This is a genomic window from Clostridium sp. CTA-5 (assembly GCF_054768135.1).
Genome location: NZ_BAAAAT010000001.1, coordinates 1,105,789 through 1,124,391, shown reverse-complemented (window position 1 = coordinate 1,124,391; position 18,603 = coordinate 1,105,789). Strand labels below are relative to the sequence as shown.

The following is an 18,603-nucleotide window of genomic DNA, read 5'->3' as shown; positions in this document are numbered from 1 at the left end:
ACAAATTATGTTATAATAAATCAATAATATTAATTTATTACAAATAAAAAAGGAGAAGATATATGGAGAGATTAATAACTGAAAGATTAATAACTGAAAGATTAATATTAAGAGGATGGAAGGAAACTGATAGCAAGGATTTATATGAATATGCTAAAAGTGGATTAGTAGGTCCTAATGCTGGGTGGTCACCACATAAAAGTGAAGATGAAAGTAAAGAAATAATAAAAATGTTTATTAAAAATAATGATACATATGCTATTGTTTTGAAATCAGAAAATAAAGTTATTGGTGGAATAGGACTTCATGATAGAAAACCAGATATTAATCTCACTCAATTAAAACAAAAGGAAATAGGGTATGTTTTAAATCCTAAGTATTGGGGAAAAGGAATTGTTCCAGAGGCTGTAGAGTGTTTAATTAAGTACGGTTTTGATAAATTAAAGCTAGATTTAATTTGGTGTGGGCATTTTGATTTTAATAAAAATTCAAAAAGAGTAATTGAAAAATGTGGATTCAAATATAGATTTAGAAAAAATGAAAAGTTAAAACTTTTAGATAATAAGGAAGTTATTACTTTTTACTATAGTATTCTAAAATCAGAATATATTGTTTAATAATTCTTTATTTAAGTAGTAGATAAATTTAATAAATTATTGAGAGTGGAGGGGATAGATATTAAACATAAGTTAAATAATAATTTAAAAATATTTATTTTGGGTATTATTTTTATAAGTTTAATATGTATTAGTAATATTAATGTAAAAGTTACTAAAAATATTTCATCAAATAACAGCAATGAAGAACTTATTTTTTCTACATATGACACAGATGGTAAAAGTAGCATTACTAAAGTAAATCCAGAAACTAAAGAACAAAGTATATTAATTTCAAATCAAGATGTTTGGTTAAGTGGGAATTTATCGGATGATAAAAGTTCTTTGGTTTATATGAATGCTCTTGGAAAAGAAACTTGGCAAGTATTTTCATTAGATTTAAAAACGAAACAAATAAAGAAACTTACGACTAATAAACTTGGAAAATTCGGTGGAAAAGCTGGCGATAATGATACAATTTATTTTGAGGTTATAGACCCTTCATCGGCACTTTCAAAAATTGTAAAATATAATATAAAAGATAATTCTTCTATAATATTTGATGAGTTAGATAAAGATAGAGTTACTGAAGTATATGATATTAGAGATAATAAAATAATAGCTGTTATGAATTCTAACTCTGAAGAAGAAAAAAGACGAACTGAAGCAAATAAAACTCAAACTCCAATTAAACCTATAGAATATTCTATCTATGAAATCAATTCAGATAACTCAAATATGAAAAAAATTGCATCAATTAATGCAACTAAAATTGATAATATTTCATATAATTATGACTGTAAAAAAGCTATTATTAGTGGTGAAAATATTGATAATGAAAATTGCTATGGTATTTATGAAGTTTCTACTGAAAATGGACAAGTTACAAAACTTTTAACAGATGATATGATTTTTAATAATAAGAATTATATTATTTCAGCCATTAATAATAGTTATGCTGTTATGTCTAAGAACGGAAACGTACTTTATTTTTCTGGTGCACCTAAAGGGGGAGGAAATATATTATTTCAAGATATAACTTCTATGCCACAGAATGTATACAGTTATAATCTTAAAACTAATAAAATAGAAAAAGTGTATGAAAATGGAAAACCTACTATAATTACCGACTTAACAATTGCTTATTAAATTAAAAAATAAGAAGTGCCCATCTTAGGTACTTCTTATTTTTATGAACTATAATTATATATAACCATAGTTATTTTAAATTTACTTAAAATCTAAATTAAAATTTTATATTATTAAGTAGAAAATAAGGTATCTTGAAATGATTTTTTCCTTGATTTTTTAAAACTATTATCTGGAGTATTCTTATCTTACCCAAGCACCACTTGAATTTACATAGTATCCATTTATTGTTGTATTTGCAGCCATAGTCCCATCATAATAGAAATAATACCAATTTCCTCCTTCTTGAAGCCAGCCTCTTGCCATTAATCCTTTGTAACCATCAGATAGAGGATTAAAATAATACCAATATCCATTAATTTTATTCCATCCTGTTTTCATTGCACCTTGGTATCCATCACTATTAGGATTTAAATAATAAATAGCTCCGTTAAGATTTATAAATCCTGTTGCCATTTGACCATTTCCATAAAAGTAAAACCAGTTACCATTTTCCTCATACCATCCATTACGCTTAGTTCCATCACTCCAAAGCCAGTACCAATAATCACCATCTTTATGCCAACCTTGTTGAACAATAGATGTTTGAGGTACACTATTTCCTGTATTTGAAGATGTATTCTTTGGTGCTTTATTAACATATGAAGTTCCATTTTTTATAATAGTTACTCCTTCATCAAAAGCGCCTTCTTCTATAGATGCATTAGAGGGTAATTCAACATTATTTAATTGATCGCAATTACTAAATGAGCCACGTCTTAAGTGTATATTATCATTATAAATTTTAAGTTTTTTCAAACTAGTACATTCAAAAAAAGCATCATTATCTATTTCTACAACACTATCAGGAATTATAATATTTTCTAATTTATTACATTCAGAAAAAGCATTATCGCCTATTTTTGTGACACTATCAGGTATTTTAATATTTTTAAGTTCATGACAATAGGCAAAAGTACAACTTTTTATTTCTTTAATATTATCAGGAAGTTTAATACTTTCCATATTTCTGCAATCAATGAAGGCATTATTTCCTATTTCTGTAACACTATTTGGAATAGTAACACTAGTTATATTGTGCCCACCAGTAAATGCACCATTTGCTATTTCTTTTACATTTGAAGGAATTTTAATATCTCCAGATTGATTCTTTGCACTTAATAGCCTACCATTTATTATTATTAATCCTTTAGAATTTCTTTGATTTTCAAGCCACGGTGCATCTGTAAAAGCATATTCTGATACCCATGTAGTATTTGGTAATTCTACATTTATTAAATTTCTACAATTAAAAGAATGTGGACCTATAAATCTTACTGTCGATGGTATTTTAACACTTTTTATTATAGTATCACCACGTGGAATATAATCACGATATGGTTCATATTGTACTATATCACCAATAACTGACACGATCCTCCCATCTAATTTTTCTGGAACTTCCATGTTAGCTTGAACATTTTTTGCATATTGAAGATAAAGAGTACCATCATTAAGAAGTTTATAATTCCATGTAATTCCGTTTTCATCAGTGGTTTCTCTGGTTGGTAAATCTTTATCTTCTTCTGAATCATAAGCTCCTAATTGTATTGATTCAGCGTTTGTTTTTATTGTTGTCTTATAGCTTATAATACTTGTACTTATTGCAAGTGAAAGCATTCCTAAAATAAATTTATTATGTCTTAACATTATTTTCTCCCCTTTTAATTAGTATTTATTTTAGTACATATTATTTATATAAAGTTAATATAATCCATAAAAGTATATTACCACTTTAAATTACTAATTCAACTATATTTTAATATTTTATCTAGATTTTTAAATCATTAACTAAAAAAATAAGAAGTACCACTTTAGGAACTTCTTATTTTTCTGTAGATTATATTTATACATAACTGATATTGTGCTAAATTTTTTAGTACCAAGTAGAAATAAGGCATCTTAAAACGGTTTTTCTACTTATATTTTCTTTTTAAATTAGTATCTAAAATATTCTTATCTTACCCAAGCACCGCTTGAATTTACATAGTATCCATTTATTGTTGTATTTGCGGCCATTGTTCCGTCATAATAGAAATAATACCAATTTCCTCCTTCTTGAAGCCAGCCCCTTGCCATTAATCCTTTGTAACCATCAGATAGAGGATTAAAATAATACCAATATCCATTAATTTTATTCCATCCTGTTTTCATTGCACCTTGGTATCCATCACTATTAGGATTTAAATAATAAATAGCTCCATTAAGATTTATAAAACCTGTTGCCATTTGACCATTTCCATAAAAATAAAACCAGTTACCATTTTCTTCATACCATCCATTACGCTTAGTTCCATCGCTCCAAAGCCAGTACCAATAATCACCTTCCTTATGCCATCCTGATTCTACTGTAAGTGTTTGAGATGTGGTATCTTTTTTATTTGAAGAGTTATTATACGGATCTTTATTAACATATGAAGTACCATTTTTTATAATAGTTACTCCTTCATCAAAAGCAGTATCCTGATAAGTATTTATTACACTAGAAGGTATTTCTAAAACCTTTATGTTTTTACATAGATTAAATGCTCCAGTTCCTATTGTTTTTGTACCTTCATTTAATATGACATTTTTTAAGTTTGAACAACTTATAAAAGCATATGATCCTATTTCCTTTACACTACCTGGAATTTCAATCTTTTGCAGCTTAGTACATTCTTCAAAAGCAGATTCTCCTATTTTTGTAACACTATCAGGAATTATAATATTATTAAGATTAATACATCCACTAAAAGCTTTATCTCTTATTTCTGTAACACTATCAGGAATTTGAATTTTACTTAAATCAGTCCAGTTTTTAAAAGCACAGCTTCCTATAGCTGTAACATTATCAGGAATTTTAAAATCCTCTTTTTGATCACCAGCATTTATTAAAACATTATTTACAATCAATAAGCCATTAGAATCTCTTTGATCTCCAAGCCATGGTGTATTACTAAAAGCCCCTTCTTCTATTGATGCACTAGATGGTAAATCAACATCAGTTAATTGCTCACAACTACTAAAAGCACCATTTTCTAAGTGTATTTTATTATTAGAAATTTTAATATTTTTTAGATTGCTACATGCTGCAAAAGCGCAACTACCTATTTGGGTAACGCTATCAGGAATGATAACATTTTTAAGTTTACTACAACCCTCAAAAGCACGGTTACCTATTTCTGTAATATCATTAGGTAATTCAATACTTTCCAGATTACTGCAATACTCAAAAGTACTATATTTTATTTCTGTAATACCATTAGGAAGTGTGATTTTTTTCATATTATCACAATGACTAAAGGCTTTAGATCCTATTTTTAGAACACTATTTGGAATAGCAACACTAGTTATATTGTGTTCATCAGCAAATGCATCATTTGCTATTTCTTTTACATTTGAAGGGATTCTAATATCTCCAGACTGATTTTTTGCACTTAATAATCTATTATTTATAATTATTAATCCTTTAGAATTTTTTTGAGAGTTAAGCCATGGTGTATCTATAAAGGCACGCTCTGACACCCATGTAGTATTTGGAAGTTGTACATCAGTTAGATTTTTACAACGGAAAGAATCAGGACCTATAAATCTTACGCTTGATGGTATTTTAACACTTTGTATTATAGAATCAGGAAGAGGCGCAGCGTTGTGATGTGGACTTTTATATTCTACTATATCTCCAATAACAGAAACAATTCTCCCACCTAATTTTTCAGGAACTTCCATGTTAGCTTGAATATTTTTTGCATATTGAAGATAAATAGTACCATCATTAAGAAGTTTATAACTCCATGTAATTCCGTTTTCATCAGTAGCTTCCCTTAACGGTAAATCTTTATCTTTTTCTGTATTGTAAGCACCTAATTGTAACTGGATTGGCTCAGCACTTGCTGTTATTGTTGTTTTATAGCTTATAATACTTGTACTTATTGCAAGTGCAAGCATTCCTAAAATAAATTTATTATTTCTTAACATTATTTTATCCCCTTTTAATTAGTAGTTATTTAGTACATATTATTATATATAGTAATATAATACATAAAAGTATAATATCATTTAAAATTCTTAATTCAACTATATTTTCATATTTTTAATATTTTATTAAGAATTTTAAAGGTTTTTATATAGAATAAAGTAAAATCACAAGTAATATATTATCCCAATAAACAAGATAACTATTGGATAGAAAATAATGTTTAGGATCTTTATAGCAAATTTAAATATGATATGCTTAAACGAAATATCAAAAATTATTTTGGATATTATTGATATAGTAGATATTAAACTAATAAGTTTGTATGAGTATATTATGAATACAGCTAATTATAAAAAATTATATAAGTAAATTAATAAATAAAACTTAATATTAAATAAATGGAAATACCGTATTATTTAAAAGAAATATACGGTATTTTTAGTTTTCAATACTAAAATTATTAACTAAAGTGTTTTTTAAAATCAGATAATATTGTAATTGTGAAATGTGTTATAATAGTGGAAAAATAATTATATTTTATAAAAAATTAGTAGAAAGGTGAATTTAATAAATGTATTTAAATGTTATTTTTGATATTTCACAAAAGTAAGTGGCAAGAGCATGATTGAATTTAGTAAGAAATAATTAAATTTATAAACTATTTCAAAGAATAAAATTATAGAAAACTAAATCTAGTAAGGGGATATATTATGATTTGTAAAAAAGGTGGACAACAACTAGAGACTGATAAATTTAGGTGTACTCAAGAGGATACAGCTATTAAATTAGAATATATAAAAAAAAGATCAAGTACCAAAGATGTTCCGGGATTTGGTACTTTTCTTATGGCAACTATAATACCTTTTTTTGGTATTATAATGTGGGGAATATGGAAAGAAAAAAAACCAAGGAGTGCTGATCTTATATTTGTTTGGTCAATATTTATTGTTATTATATTTTTTATATTTAGATCTTTAACTCATATAATTAAAATCTTTTAAGTTAAGGTTAATATAATAATATAAATAAAATTATTAGTCTAAAGTGAAACTTATTTTTTAATTAGGATTGAACATTGTTTTAAAGTATAAGGAAATTAAAAAAGCACTATTAATTTTAGTATATATAAGTTCCTCACTATTAATATAAATCTTAATAGTGAGGAACTTATATTTAAAATTTAATAATGAGTTTAAATATAAACAAATGAAGTAAGGAGTTAATAAGAAAATGAGTATTAGAGAAAATCTATATAGTATTTTTATTGATCAAGCAAGATCGAACATTAATTATTTGTGCAATGATTATGATAAATATATAGAAGTTGAAACTAAAGTAAAAAATACTACTAAAAATAAGAGCGTTAGAAAATTAGCTACAATTAATTTATCAATTGCTTACTATTTTAATAATGAAATACATAAAGCTTTAGATACTTTAAAAAGTTTAGATATAGATGACTTAAATAAAAGAGAAAAAATAAGTTATTATTATAATTTATTACTTTACAGTACTAAGATTAAAGATGAAGAGACTATAAATTATGTTATTACAGAAGGAAAAAAAGATATTGATAGTATAAAAGAAAAAGCTAATAGTACGTACAATATATTTTATATAAATTATTATAACTATAAAGGATTATATGAAGAAAGTAAAAAGTTATTACTAGAAATAGATAGAGAAAAATTATCAGAAGGGGAAAGGGTATATTATAATTTATTACAGGCAGAATATTATGTTTATATTAAAAATTATTATGAAGCAGCAAATATTATAAATCAAATAATAAAGTATGATGAAATAACTTCACCAATTATAATTGAAACTATAAAATGCTTATCAGAAAAATGTATTGAGAATGGAGTTTTTATTGAAGATTATTATAATAAATCAAATGAAGAAAAAAATGATAAACCAATTATAAATATATTAAAAAAATTAAGTTGTATTCCTATTATTCATTTAGTTTTTGTTTTAATACTTAATACTATAACTAATTTTAAGAATAGTATAAAGGAAAAATGGTTTATATATTTTGCAGCACCATTTGGAATATGTTTTTTTGGATGTAAAGTTGTAGGAATATTATCTAAAAAAAGTTTATATAATTCATATTGGACAGAGTTATGTTGTGAAATATTTATGTTATATGTGATTTTGTGTGCTGCAATATTATGTTTAAGATATATATTAAGGAATAAATGTAAAAATATTAAGTTTATATTATTTATAATTCTGATGCTAATTGGACAGGGAGGGTTTGAAGGATATAATTTGATCAACAATATCTATGATTTTTCATATGTAATATCAAATAACTATGCTGAAGAGGTTACTTTGATCAATAATATAGAAAAAGAAGATGGCTTTTATAAAATTGAATTAGATGGATTTGAAGATAAATATTATATACCTGTTAATGATAAGAATAGCCAAGTAGATAAATATTATATAGACGATAAGGTAATAGCTAAATATTTACCTAATGCTGAAAGAATATTGGATATTGTATACATAGAGAATGATTAGAGTAATTATTAAAATTGTGTTAGTTTTAATAATTATATAAAAATTATTTTATAGTAAAACTATACAATAAAATATAATTTTAACTATCTATTTTTATTTAATATGATATAATTATTAGGGAATAAAGTAAAATAATATCATATTATGTAATTATTTTACTAAAATATTTATATAACTTATTTAAGGGGGAAATAATAGTGAGGAATTTAAAAAAGGTACTTTCTCTTGCTCTAGTATTTATATTATTAGTTGGAGTTTGCGGTTGTGCAGGAAAAAAGACACCAACTAATACTGTAAAAAATTATTTAGAACAAGTAAAAAAAGGTGAGAATGCTGATTTTTCTAAATTATTAAATGAAAATATAGAAAAGAAGGATGAAAAAACAGGACAAGATAAAGCTAAATTTGATGAATCAGAAAAGAAAATGCTTGATTCTATGAAAAAATTAACTTATAAAATAAATTCTGAAAATTTAGATGGAGATTCAGCAGTAGTAAATGTAACTGCAACAGCTCCAGATTTAGCAGCAGTTATAGGTGAGTTCTTCCAAAAAGCAATTTCTGTTGCATTTTCAAGTGCATTTTCAGGAAACAATGCATCAGATGAAGAAAATGAAAAAATGTATGACAGTATGTTAAGTGAATGTTTAGATAATGTTAAATTAACAGAAAGAACCCAAGATATACATTTAGAAAAAGTAGATGGTGAATGGAAGATAAAAGATAATGATGAATTAGCAAAATTATTAGTTAATATAGATCCTAAGATGTTTAATGCTCAAAAGTAGTATATAAATAAATTAAAATTATATAAAAAATATCTAGAGTTAACTGATCCAACAGTAATTCTAGATATTTTTTTATAACTTCTAACTTTTTAGCTATGATTTGTTCATATGATTATGAAATTATAGGCATTTATAAATCTTTGACATATCAATTATTAATTGATATACTTGTTAAAGTAATTTTTAAAATTAGATGTTATGTAAAGGTGAAGAATATGAAATATATTTTTAATGAAACTATTGGATGGTTAGTTTATAAAGCAAGATATTTAACAAAGAATAGACTTCAAAGAAAACTAAAGGATTATGATATTTCAACAGAACAGTGGAGTATACTAAGCATGATATACTTAAAGGAAGGATGCAATCAAAAAGAATTAGCTGAAAGTTTACTTAAAGATAGAGCAGCTCTTACACGAAGTTTAGATATACTTGAAAAGAAGGATATTGTTAAAAGGAAACATTCACCTAATGATAGAAGAGAATTTCTAGTATATATCACAGATAATGGTCGGGCTTTATATAATGAAGCATTAAAAGTAGTAGATAAAAATTCACAAGAGATTAACGCTATATTTAGCGAAGATGAGTTAGAACAACTAAAAAAATTATTAAAAAAATTAGTTTCAAATTTATAATAATTTTTTTAGCTAATAATTGATATATCAATTATTGATAAATCAAATATTGATGTATTGTTGAACTTTAAAATTTGCACTAAATTTTTTCACCAAGTATTTAATTATAGTACCAGATAATTCTAATTAATATTATTTACTCAACATTTAATATTGATGGTTAAAAAATTGGTTTTTGGTATGTTTTATTTTTATAATTTTAGATTACTTATAAAATGACATCTATTTTAATAGAGGAGGGAACAATCAAAAGATAAATTTAATTAAAAACGTAGATTATAAAAAATATTATATTATTGGAGGTCTTTAGATGAATACTAAGTCAAATAAACAGATTCGTGCTAGATATATTACTGTATTTGCTACATTTTTAGCATTTATGGGTATTGGTGTTGTTGATCCATTGTTACCTATAATTGCAGCACGTATAGGTGCAAGTTCTTGGCAAATTGAAATGTTATTTACAGCTTATATTTTAACAATGGCAATTATGATGATTCCATCGGGAATTATATCTAATCGATTAGGAAATAAGAAGATGATGGTATTAGGTTTAATAATAGTTACAATATTTTCTTTATTATGTGGAGTTTCAAATGGTATTTTCCAACTTTCTATTTTTCGTGCAGGATGGGGGTTTGGAAATTCACTGTTTCTAGCTACAGGACTTATTCTATTAATTTCATTTTCTGCTGATGCTAATAGTGGAATAGGGCTATATGAGGGTGCAATGGGACTTGGAATGTCAGTAGGTCCTTTAGTTGGTGGCTTTTTAGGAGATTATTCTTGGCGTTATCCATTTTTAGCAACTGGTTTTCTTGTTTTAATAGCTGTTATCTTGGTTTCTGTTTTTGTTTATGAACCCGAAAAGAAAACTGAACGTAAGCCTGTAGGACTAAAAGAATTAATAAAACTAATTAAGTTTAGACCATTTCTTAGTGTAGCGATATCAGCTATGTTCTACTATTATAGCTTCTTTGTAATATTAGCTTACTCACCACTTGTTATAAAGTTAACGCCTATCCAATTAGGTGGTGTATTCTTTGGATGGGGCTTGATGCTAGCTATTGGTTCAGCTGTTCTTGCTCATAGATTAGAAAAAAACTTTTCACCTAAAGCTGTATTGCCATGGAGTTTATTTTTATTCGTTATTATTTTAGGGTGTTTATTCTTTTTTAATATAATATGGATAAGAATTATTTTAATAATTTTATCGGGTTTAGTTTCAGGATTAAATAATACATTGTTTACTAGTTATGTTATGGAAGTATCTCCATATGAAAGGGGTGTTACTTCTGGAGCATATAATTTTGTTCGTTGGCTTGGAGCAGCTATAGCGCCTGTTTTATCTGGAGCTTTATCACATGCAATTTCACCACAATTTCCTTTTGAAGTAGCCGCTTTTGTTACTTTATTTGGAGTTGTTTTAATAATAATTAAAACAAGTGATGAAATAGAGTTAGAAGAAGTTGTGTAATAATATATAATATTTTAAATAACAAATTATTTATTTTATTATAGTAAGTTTTTTTATTTTATATTTATGATATTAAAAGAAATACGTTATATTTAAACTGTAATAATTACATATTATGATTATAATTAGCGATTAATAGTGTGCAACTTATTCATTGTAAATTTATTATTTATTTTACTTTAAATGGGTAATATGGTATATTTTAAAAAGAGATTATTTATGATATAAAATTATTAAGTTTATTAAAAACTGTACAATCTAATTAATTTTATATTAAGTATTAATCTTATAAAAGGATAATGACATATCCAAAGATTAATTTGCATTTAATAAATCTTAAATCTCAATTTTAATTATAAGCTGTGTTTTAAATTAATATAAAATTGTAGTATTAAGGTTTTGTCTTTGTTTATAACAGTTATACTATAATAATATAATTTTAAAACACAGCTAAGTTAGAATGAGAATGTCAAATATATTTAAGGTAAGAAGATGAATAGTTATGTTAAAAAGTGAAGTATCTAAACAAATTACAACACCATTATCAGCTCCAGCATTTCCAAGAGGACCTTATAGGTTCCATAATCGTGAATATTTTAATATTATATATCGTACTGATGCTGATGCTTTACGTAAGGTTGTACCAGAACCTTTAGAATTAGGGGATGATCCTTTAGTAAGATTTGAAATGATGGCAATGCCTGATACAAGTGGATTAGGATCTTATACAGAATGCGGACAGGCTATACCAGTAAGCTTTAATGGTATAGAGGGTGACTATTTGCATATGATGTATTTAGATAATCATCCAGCTATTGCTGTCGGAAGAGAACTTAGTGCATATCCTAAAAAACTAGGTTATCCAAAACTATTTGTTGATTCAGATACACTAGTTGGTACATTAGACTATGGAAAATTAAGGGTAGCAATAGCTACTATGGGATATAAGCATAAGCCTTTAGATCTAAATGAGGCAAAGAAGCAAATTTGTCGTCCTAATTTTATGTTAAAAATTATACCTAATTATGATGGGACTCCAAGAATATGTGAGTTAATATCTGCAGAAATTAAAGATATTACTGTACATGAGGCATGGACTGGTTCTGCAAGATTACAATTATTTGATCATGCGATGGCACCATTTAATGATTTGCCTGTAAAAGAAATAGTTTCTAGTTCTCATATTCTTACAGACTTAACTCTTCCATCTCCTAAGGTTATATATGATTATTTTAAAGAATAGCTCAATATTAATAAATAAATAACCAATTATTACAAATTAATTAAAAAGGATATGATCTTTATTTTTATATAGGGATCATATTCTTTTTTTAGTTTTTAGAAAATTAAATAAGTTTTTAAGTTTATGGTATTAATGTTTATTAAAAATATAGTCACTCTTATAGTTATTAAAAAATGATTGTAGAACTACAATTTATACTATAAATTCTAAAAAAATATTGATTTTTATTAAAAGGTTTTCAGAAAAAAAGAAAAATTCGATATTATTTTTAATTCCTGTATAACTATTCTTTAGAAGTTATTATAAGAAAATATACAACTAGCTCTTATTTTGTTAACGTTTTATCTAGCTATAAATAAATTTATGAAGATTAAATGTTGATTTTGGATAATTTAGTGATAATATACTATTTATACAAGTAATTCAATAAATTTACAAATTGATAGTTAAACAAAATTACTGTCTTATTTTTAAAGTTTAAAAACTTTTTCTAAATATCTCATCATTTGCAACTAGCATTATATCAAAACAACTTAAATTTTATTAATCTTATATAAACATTATTAAAGCAACCTATAATATAGTAAAAATAAGTAAAAGCTTTAATTAATGATACATTTTAATAAATTTAAATCTCAAGTCGCTATTATAATACAATATCACACTGCTTAAAAGATATTTTAATTAATAAAAGATATAAAGCAAAAACTTTTAGGGGTTTTTGTATGAAAATTTTATAACTATAAGGAGGAGCAATATGGAAAGGAACTTATCAGTATTATTACAAGAAAACAGTTTAAAAACTACAAAAAAGATTGGAGATGAAAAATCTAATAATAACGAATCATATTTAGGAGTATTTGAAAAAGTTGAAAATGCTATCACAAAGGCAATTTATGCACAAAAGAAATTAAGTCTTTATTATACTAAAGAGGATAGGGAAAGAATTATAAAAGGAATAAGAAAAGCTACATTAGACAATAAAGAGATATTAGCTAAAATGATTGTAGATGAAACACACATGGGAAGATATGAAGATAAAATATTAAAGCATGAATTAGTAGCTAAATATACCCCAGGAACAGAAGATTTAATTACTACAGCCTGGTCTGGAGATCAAGGACTTACATTAGTAGAGATGTCTCCATATGGTGTTATAGGAGCAATAACACCTTCAACTAATCCAACTGAAACTGTTATATGTAACAGTATAGGTATGATAGCAGCAGGAAATTCTATAGTATTTAATGGTCATCCAGGAGCAAAAAAATGTGTTGCTTTTGCTGTAGATATGATAAATAGGGCAATTGTAAAATCAGGAGGGCCAGAAAATCTAGTAACTACAGTGGAAAATCCAACTATGGACTCATTAAGTGTAATTATGAATCATCCATATATAAAACTTTTATGTGGAACTGGAGGACCTGGATTAATAAAAACACTTTTAAATTCAGGTAAAAAGGCCATTGGTGCAGGAGCAGGAAATCCACCTGTAATTGTAGATGATAGTGCAGATATAGAAAATGCTGCTAAAAATATTATAGAAGGTTGTTCTTTTGATAATAATTTACCATGTATTGCAGAAAAAGAAGTATTTGTTTTGGAAAATGTAGCAGATAATTTAATACAAAATATGCTTAAGAATAATGCTGTACTAATAAATGAGAATGAGATATCAAAGTTATTAGATTTAGTATTGATAGAGAAAAAAGATGAAACTTTAGGATATGCTATAAACAAAAAATGGGTAGGAAAAGATGCTAAGTTATTTTTGGATAAAATAGGTAAACAAGTATCTGATGATATTAGATGTATCATATGTGAGGTAGATGCAAATCATCCTTTTGTAATGACAGAGCTTATGATGCCAATACTTCCTATTGTAAGAGTTAAAGATATAGATAGAGCAATAGAATGTGCTAAAATGGCAGAACAAAGAAAAAGACACAGTGCATATATGTATTCAAAAAATATAGATAATTTAAATAGATTTGAAAAAGAAATAGATACAACTATTTTTGTAAAGAATGCTAAGTCTTTTGCTGGAGTAGGGTTTGAAGCAGAAGGATTTACGACTTTTACCATTGCGGGACCTACAGGTGAAGGTATAACTTCTGCAAGGAATTTTACAAGACAAAGAAGATGTGTACTTGCTGGTTAGATGATAGATCAATACAATTTTTTAATTTGTTTAGCAGTTTTTATATGAAGCAATATATATTCTAAAAAAGAAGGAGATATTAAAATGAATAAAATAGTTAAGCTAGATGATCTAAAATCTATTTTTAAAGATGGAATGACAATTATGATTGGTGGTTTTTTAGATTGTGGTACCCCTGAAGCTATAATTGATATGCTAGTAAATTTAAATGTAAAAGATCTAACTATTATCGGGAACGATACCGGATATCCAGATAAAGGCATAGGTAAGTTAGTTGTAAATGGTCAGGCAAAAAAAGTAATAGCTTCTCATATTGGTACAAATCCTGAAACTGGAAGAAAAATGAATAATGGAGAAATGGAAGTAGAACTTTCTCCACAAGGAACATTAATTGAAAGAATACGTGCGGCAGGTTCTGGTTTAGGTGGTGTACTAACACCAACAGGGATAGGGACAATTGTAGAAAAGGGAAAACGTAAGATTTCAATTGATGATAAAGAATATTTATTAGAACTTCCATTAAAAGCAGATATTTCACTAGTAAAGGGTAGTATAGTAGATGAATTCGGAAACACTTGTTATAAAGGTACTACAAAAAACTTTAATCCTTATATTGCAATGGCAGCAGACACTGTAATAATGGAAGCAGAAAATTTAGTTAAATGTGAAGATTTAAATAGGGAAGATATAATGACTCCCGGTGTATTAGTAGATTATATAGTAAAGGAGGAGATCTAAGTGATCACAGATAGTAAATTAGCAAGACAAATAATTGCAAAAAGAGTTGCAAAAGAATTGAAGGAAGGACAACTTGTAAATCTTGGTATAGGACTTCCTACTTTAGTAGCAAATTATGTATCAAAAGAAAAGCATATAGTTTTTCAATCTGAAAATGGAATGGTTGGTATGGGTAAAATTCCAACATTAGGACATGAAGATGCACATATAATAAATGCAGGTGGACAATGTGTAACAGCATTACCAGAGGCATCATTTTTTGATAGCTCTATGTCTTTTGCATTAATTAGAGGTGGACATGTTGATGTTACTGTGCTTGGAGCTTTAGAGGTAGATGAGGAAGGCAGTTTAGCTAATTGGATTATTCCAGGTAAAATGGTTCCGGGCATGGGTGGTGCTATGGACTTAGTAACAGGTGCTAAGAAAGTAATTGTAGCAATGCAGCATACTGGAAAAGGAAAACCTAAGATTCTTAAAAAATGTAGATTACCACTAACTGCAAAATCACAAGTAGACTTAATAATTACAGAACTATGTGTAATTGAAGTAATAGATAATGGGTTACTTTTAAAGGAAATTAATGATTATACAACAATTGATGAAATCAAATCTTTAACAGAAGCAGATTTAATTATACCAGATAATATAAGACGTATGGCTGTATAAAATTTATAGTATGATAACTTTTTAGTAAGAATTTAGATAATTTTGTGTAGAAACAAAATTGTCTACTGTTTAGTTTAAATTTATATTTAATAAAACTATTTTAGATTTTTATGGTATAATATTTAAAACTAATATTATGAACTAAATTACACACAAGAAGGTAGGTCAATAAAAGGCCTGCCTTCGCTTTTTATAAAACATATATAAATGAGAGGAAGAACATTAATGGATATTGAAATTAGACAAGTATCTATAAATGATTTAGATGCAGTAACACAAGTAGAAGCAATATGTTTTCCAGATGCGGAAGCGGCTAATAAAGAATCTTTTAAAGAGCGTATAAAAATATTTCCTGAAAGTTTTTTTGTAGCAGAAATAGATAGAAGAATAATTGGTTTTATTAACGGGTGTGTTATAAATGGAACTGTTATATATGATGAACTCTTTGAAGATTCTAGTCTACATATTGCAGAGGGAGACTATCAGACAGTTTTTGGACTTGATGTTATACCAGAATATCGTAATCAAGGAATTGCAGCTAAATTGATGAAACATATGATAGAGGTATCAAGATTAGCAGGAAAAAAGGGTGTTATTTTAACTTGCAAAGAAAAACTTATTAATTATTATAAAAAATTTGGATATAAAAACAAAGGTATATCTAATTCAGTACATGGTGGTGCTGAATGGTATGATATGATTTTAGAATTTTAAATAATAAATAAAAATGGATTGCAAAATGCAATCCATTTTTATTTCGTTAAGTCCAAACATTTATTTAAATTATTTTTAATATCTATGTTACCTTTTAAAATATCCATAATTTCTTGTAAATTTTTTCTGTGAGTAGCTTCCATGTTTAACTGTTGTTTGCACTTGAAATTTTTTGACATATTATAATTACAAGAATTTGTGTTATCATATTTATTTGAGTTTTGTAAACTGTTTTGTTTTTTCATTTCAGCAATAGGAATTTTACTTAATAAAACTTTATGTCCTTCTTCATCTACTACATATGTAGAACAATATTTTCCATCTTGTTCTGATATAATTTGTTTCTTTTTTTGCAATTCTTGTGCATTTTTATCTCTATCTTCTGATGTTATATTATTAATATAGGATTTTTTACTACAAACGTTATTTATAGAAAAACTCATTTTCTCACCTCAATACCATAATTTTTATCATATAATTTAATATTCGTAGATAATATGAGAAACTTAACCTATAATGGAAAAATATACATTTTATTTAGAAAAAACAAGTGATATTTCTCCACTACCTATAATAACTATAAAATCATTTTCCTCAAGTATTATTTCCGAGGTAGGAACATAGGGTTTATTGAATCTTCTAAAAATTTTTTGATTTCCTTTAGAATCAACTATTGCGAAACTTGTATTAGTATCAGGAGTTATTAGTTTAGCAATAAGAGTAAATTTATTAGCGTTAGTGATTTTATAAACACCTTCTTTATAAGAAGCGGATGTTGGTCCAATATCAATAGCTTTAACATTATTGAAAAATATAAACATAAATAACATAGTTAATATTGCAATTTTTTTTAATCTCATAATATATACCCCTCTCTTAGTTATACTAATAGTTTGTTAAAAAAAATATATATTATTAAGGAATTATTTGGAATGAAAATTAATAAGGATTATGAAACTGTATAACAGTTATATAAAAAGAACAAGTTAAAGAAATAATATTTTGGACATTGCATTTGATTTACTGTTAAGACAGAAATATATATAATCTTGGATTTAAAAGAAGTTAGAGTAGGTCATAGAAATAGTATTGAAATATTATTATATGAATACAAAATGTATAAAAACTTTTTTAAATATAAAAATAAATAAATAACATATTGGAAATAGTATGGTATGAAGAGGGGGGAAGAATTGAAAAGAAAAAGATTTCTAAGAAGTATTATCTTAGGATTTATAATTATTTTTATATTTAATGTAAGTGAAAATACTGTAAAATCAATTTCACAAGGTGATTTTAATAACAATCTTGTTATATTAGTAGATATTAACGAAAAAAGGATTTATTTAGTAGATGAAAAGAAAAATATAATTTAAAAAAAATACAGTATAGCTAGTGGTAAATCAGAAACTCCCTCTCCGATAGGCACATGGAAAGTTATTAATATGGGTAAATGGAGTGGAGGATTTGGTACAAGATGGATTGGATTAAATGTACCTTGGGGAAAATTTGGAATTCATGGTACGAATAAACCAGGAACAATTGGTTCTGAAGCTTCTCATGGTTGTATTAGAATGTTTAATAAAGATATTGAAGCATTATATGAGTATGTAGAATATGGAATGATAGTAACTATATATGCAGGACCAAATGGACCTTTTGAAAACGGATTTAAAACATTAAAGCCTGGTGGCAGAGGATCAGCTGTTTTAGAAACACAAAGGAAAATGAAAGAAAAAGGATATTATCCAGGAAATTTAGATGGCATATATGGAGAGGGCATGAAACAGTATGTAATAAAATTTAGAAAAGATAACAATCTTACAATTAGTCACAATGTAGATTATAAATTTTATAAAAAACTTGAAATAATTTTGGTGGATTAAAGAATTGTTAATAATTAT

Annotated in this window: 16 protein-coding genes and 1 pseudogene; 13 read left to right on the top strand and 4 right to left on the bottom strand. The window is 26.1% G+C overall.

What is annotated here, in order from left to right; all coding sequences use genetic code 11:
- Window positions 1-62 precede the first annotated feature (62 nt).
- Window positions 63-617 (top strand): GNAT family N-acetyltransferase, encoded by a 555-nt coding sequence (locus ACYUET_RS05145; protein WP_460278171.1) that lies wholly within the window; start codon window positions 63-65, stop codon window positions 615-617.
- Window positions 618-716: 99 nt separating this feature from the next.
- Window positions 717-1,745, top strand: a complete 1,029-nt coding sequence (locus ACYUET_RS05140) for a hypothetical protein (RefSeq protein WP_460278170.1) — start codon at window positions 717-719, stop codon at window positions 1,743-1,745.
- A 183-nt stretch (window positions 1,746-1,928) separates the two neighbouring features.
- Here the strand turns inward: ACYUET_RS05140 and ACYUET_RS05135 are convergent, their stop codons facing one another.
- Entirely contained in the window at window positions 1,929-3,434 is a 1,506-nt protein-coding gene (locus tag ACYUET_RS05135; RefSeq protein WP_460278169.1) for a leucine-rich repeat domain-containing protein, read from the bottom strand.
- A gap of 306 nt (window positions 3,435-3,740) precedes the next feature.
- The gene (locus ACYUET_RS05130) at window positions 3,741-5,741 is read right to left on the bottom strand and encodes a leucine-rich repeat protein (RefSeq protein WP_460278168.1); all 2,001 of its coding nucleotides are present in this window, start codon (window positions 5,739-5,741) and stop codon (window positions 3,741-3,743) included.
- A 711-nt stretch (window positions 5,742-6,452) separates the two neighbouring features.
- On the opposite strand from ACYUET_RS05130, the gene ACYUET_RS05125 reads away from it, so the two are divergent.
- The 10 genes from ACYUET_RS05125 (at window position 6,453) to ACYUET_RS05080 (ending at window position 16,699) form a co-directional block, all read left to right on the top strand.
- Window positions 6,453-6,743, top strand: coding sequence for a hypothetical protein (locus tag ACYUET_RS05125; RefSeq protein WP_460278167.1), 291 nt, complete (start codon window positions 6,453-6,455; stop codon window positions 6,741-6,743).
- 229 nt (window positions 6,744-6,972) lie between these two features.
- Window positions 6,973-8,274, top strand: coding sequence for a hypothetical protein (locus ACYUET_RS05120; protein WP_460278166.1), 1,302 nt, complete (start codon window positions 6,973-6,975; stop codon window positions 8,272-8,274).
- Between the two features lie 197 nt (window positions 8,275-8,471).
- On the top strand, window positions 8,472-9,062 hold the full coding sequence (locus ACYUET_RS05115; protein ID WP_460278165.1) for a DUF4878 domain-containing protein: 591 nt from the start codon (window positions 8,472-8,474) through the stop codon (window positions 9,060-9,062).
- 215 nt (window positions 9,063-9,277) lie between these two features.
- A complete protein-coding gene (locus ACYUET_RS05110) occupies window positions 9,278-9,700 on the top strand; it encodes a MarR family winged helix-turn-helix transcriptional regulator (RefSeq protein ID WP_460278164.1) in 423 nt (140 codons plus the stop codon).
- 310 nt (window positions 9,701-10,010) lie between these two features.
- On the top strand, window positions 10,011-11,177 hold the full coding sequence (locus ACYUET_RS05105; RefSeq protein WP_460278163.1) for an MFS transporter: 1,167 nt from the start codon (window positions 10,011-10,013) through the stop codon (window positions 11,175-11,177).
- Window positions 11,178-11,679: 502 nt separating this feature from the next.
- Window positions 11,680-12,420: an acetoacetate decarboxylase gene (gene adc / locus ACYUET_RS05100; protein WP_460278162.1), complete on the top strand. Its 741-nt coding sequence runs from the start codon at window positions 11,680-11,682 to the stop codon at window positions 12,418-12,420.
- Window positions 12,421-13,177: 757 nt separating this feature from the next.
- Window positions 13,178-14,581 (top strand): aldehyde dehydrogenase family protein, encoded by a 1,404-nt coding sequence (locus tag ACYUET_RS05095; RefSeq protein WP_460278161.1) that lies wholly within the window; start codon window positions 13,178-13,180, stop codon window positions 14,579-14,581.
- Window positions 14,582-14,665: 84 nt separating this feature from the next.
- Window positions 14,666-15,319, top strand: coding sequence for a butyrate--acetoacetate CoA-transferase subunit A (gene ctfA / locus ACYUET_RS05090; RefSeq protein ID WP_460278160.1), 654 nt, complete (start codon window positions 14,666-14,668; stop codon window positions 15,317-15,319).
- Complete coding sequence (locus tag ACYUET_RS05085; protein ID WP_460278159.1) at window positions 15,320-15,985, top strand: 3-oxoacid CoA-transferase subunit B; 666 nt, start codon at window positions 15,320-15,322, stop codon at window positions 15,983-15,985.
- A 225-nt stretch (window positions 15,986-16,210) separates the two neighbouring features.
- Window positions 16,211-16,699, top strand: coding sequence for a GNAT family N-acetyltransferase (locus tag ACYUET_RS05080; RefSeq protein WP_460278158.1), 489 nt, complete (start codon window positions 16,211-16,213; stop codon window positions 16,697-16,699).
- A gap of 38 nt (window positions 16,700-16,737) precedes the next feature.
- Here ACYUET_RS05080 and ACYUET_RS05075 read toward each other — a convergent pair whose 3' ends face one another.
- Both ACYUET_RS05075 and ACYUET_RS05070 read right to left on the bottom strand, forming a co-directional pair.
- Window positions 16,738-17,142 carry a hypothetical protein gene (locus tag ACYUET_RS05075; protein ID WP_460278157.1) on the bottom strand — a complete coding sequence of 135 codons (405 nt, stop codon included), beginning with the start codon at window positions 17,140-17,142 and terminating at the stop codon, window positions 16,738-16,740.
- A gap of 90 nt (window positions 17,143-17,232) precedes the next feature.
- Window positions 17,233-17,559: a hypothetical protein gene (locus ACYUET_RS05070; RefSeq protein WP_460278156.1), complete on the bottom strand. Its 327-nt coding sequence runs from the start codon at window positions 17,557-17,559 to the stop codon at window positions 17,233-17,235.
- A 333-nt stretch (window positions 17,560-17,892) separates the two neighbouring features.
- Here ACYUET_RS05070 and ACYUET_RS05065 point away from each other — a divergent pair.
- Window positions 17,893-18,585: pseudogene (locus ACYUET_RS05065) on the top strand (L,D-transpeptidase family protein).
- The last annotated feature ends 18 nt before the right edge of the window (window positions 18,586-18,603 follow it).

Coding starts and splice junctions, on each gene's coding strand:
- ACYUET_RS05145 (WP_460278171.1), top strand. CDS start 63: ATGGAGAGATTAATAACTGAAAGATTAATAACTGAAAGATTAATATTA.
- ACYUET_RS05135 (WP_460278169.1), bottom strand. CDS start 3,434: ATGTTAAGACATAATAAATTTATTTTAGGAATGCTTTCACTTGCAATA.
- ACYUET_RS05130 (WP_460278168.1), bottom strand. CDS start 5,741: ATGTTAAGAAATAATAAATTTATTTTAGGAATGCTTGCACTTGCAATA.
- ACYUET_RS05125 (WP_460278167.1), top strand. CDS start 6,453: ATGATTTGTAAAAAAGGTGGACAACAACTAGAGACTGATAAATTTAGG.
- ACYUET_RS05120 (WP_460278166.1), top strand. CDS start 6,973: ATGAGTATTAGAGAAAATCTATATAGTATTTTTATTGATCAAGCAAGA.
- ACYUET_RS05110 (WP_460278164.1), top strand. CDS start 9,278: ATGAAATATATTTTTAATGAAACTATTGGATGGTTAGTTTATAAAGCA.
- ACYUET_RS05105 (WP_460278163.1), top strand. CDS start 10,011: ATGAATACTAAGTCAAATAAACAGATTCGTGCTAGATATATTACTGTA.
- adc (WP_460278162.1), top strand. CDS start 11,680: ATGTTAAAAAGTGAAGTATCTAAACAAATTACAACACCATTATCAGCT.
- ACYUET_RS05095 (WP_460278161.1), top strand. CDS start 13,178: ATGGAAAGGAACTTATCAGTATTATTACAAGAAAACAGTTTAAAAACT.
- ctfA (WP_460278160.1), top strand. CDS start 14,666: ATGAATAAAATAGTTAAGCTAGATGATCTAAAATCTATTTTTAAAGAT.
- ACYUET_RS05080 (WP_460278158.1), top strand. CDS start 16,211: ATGGATATTGAAATTAGACAAGTATCTATAAATGATTTAGATGCAGTA.
- ACYUET_RS05075 (WP_460278157.1), bottom strand. CDS start 17,142: ATGAGTTTTTCTATAAATAACGTTTGTAGTAAAAAATCCTATATTAAT.
- ACYUET_RS05070 (WP_460278156.1), bottom strand. CDS start 17,559: ATGAGATTAAAAAAAATTGCAATATTAACTATGTTATTTATGTTTATA.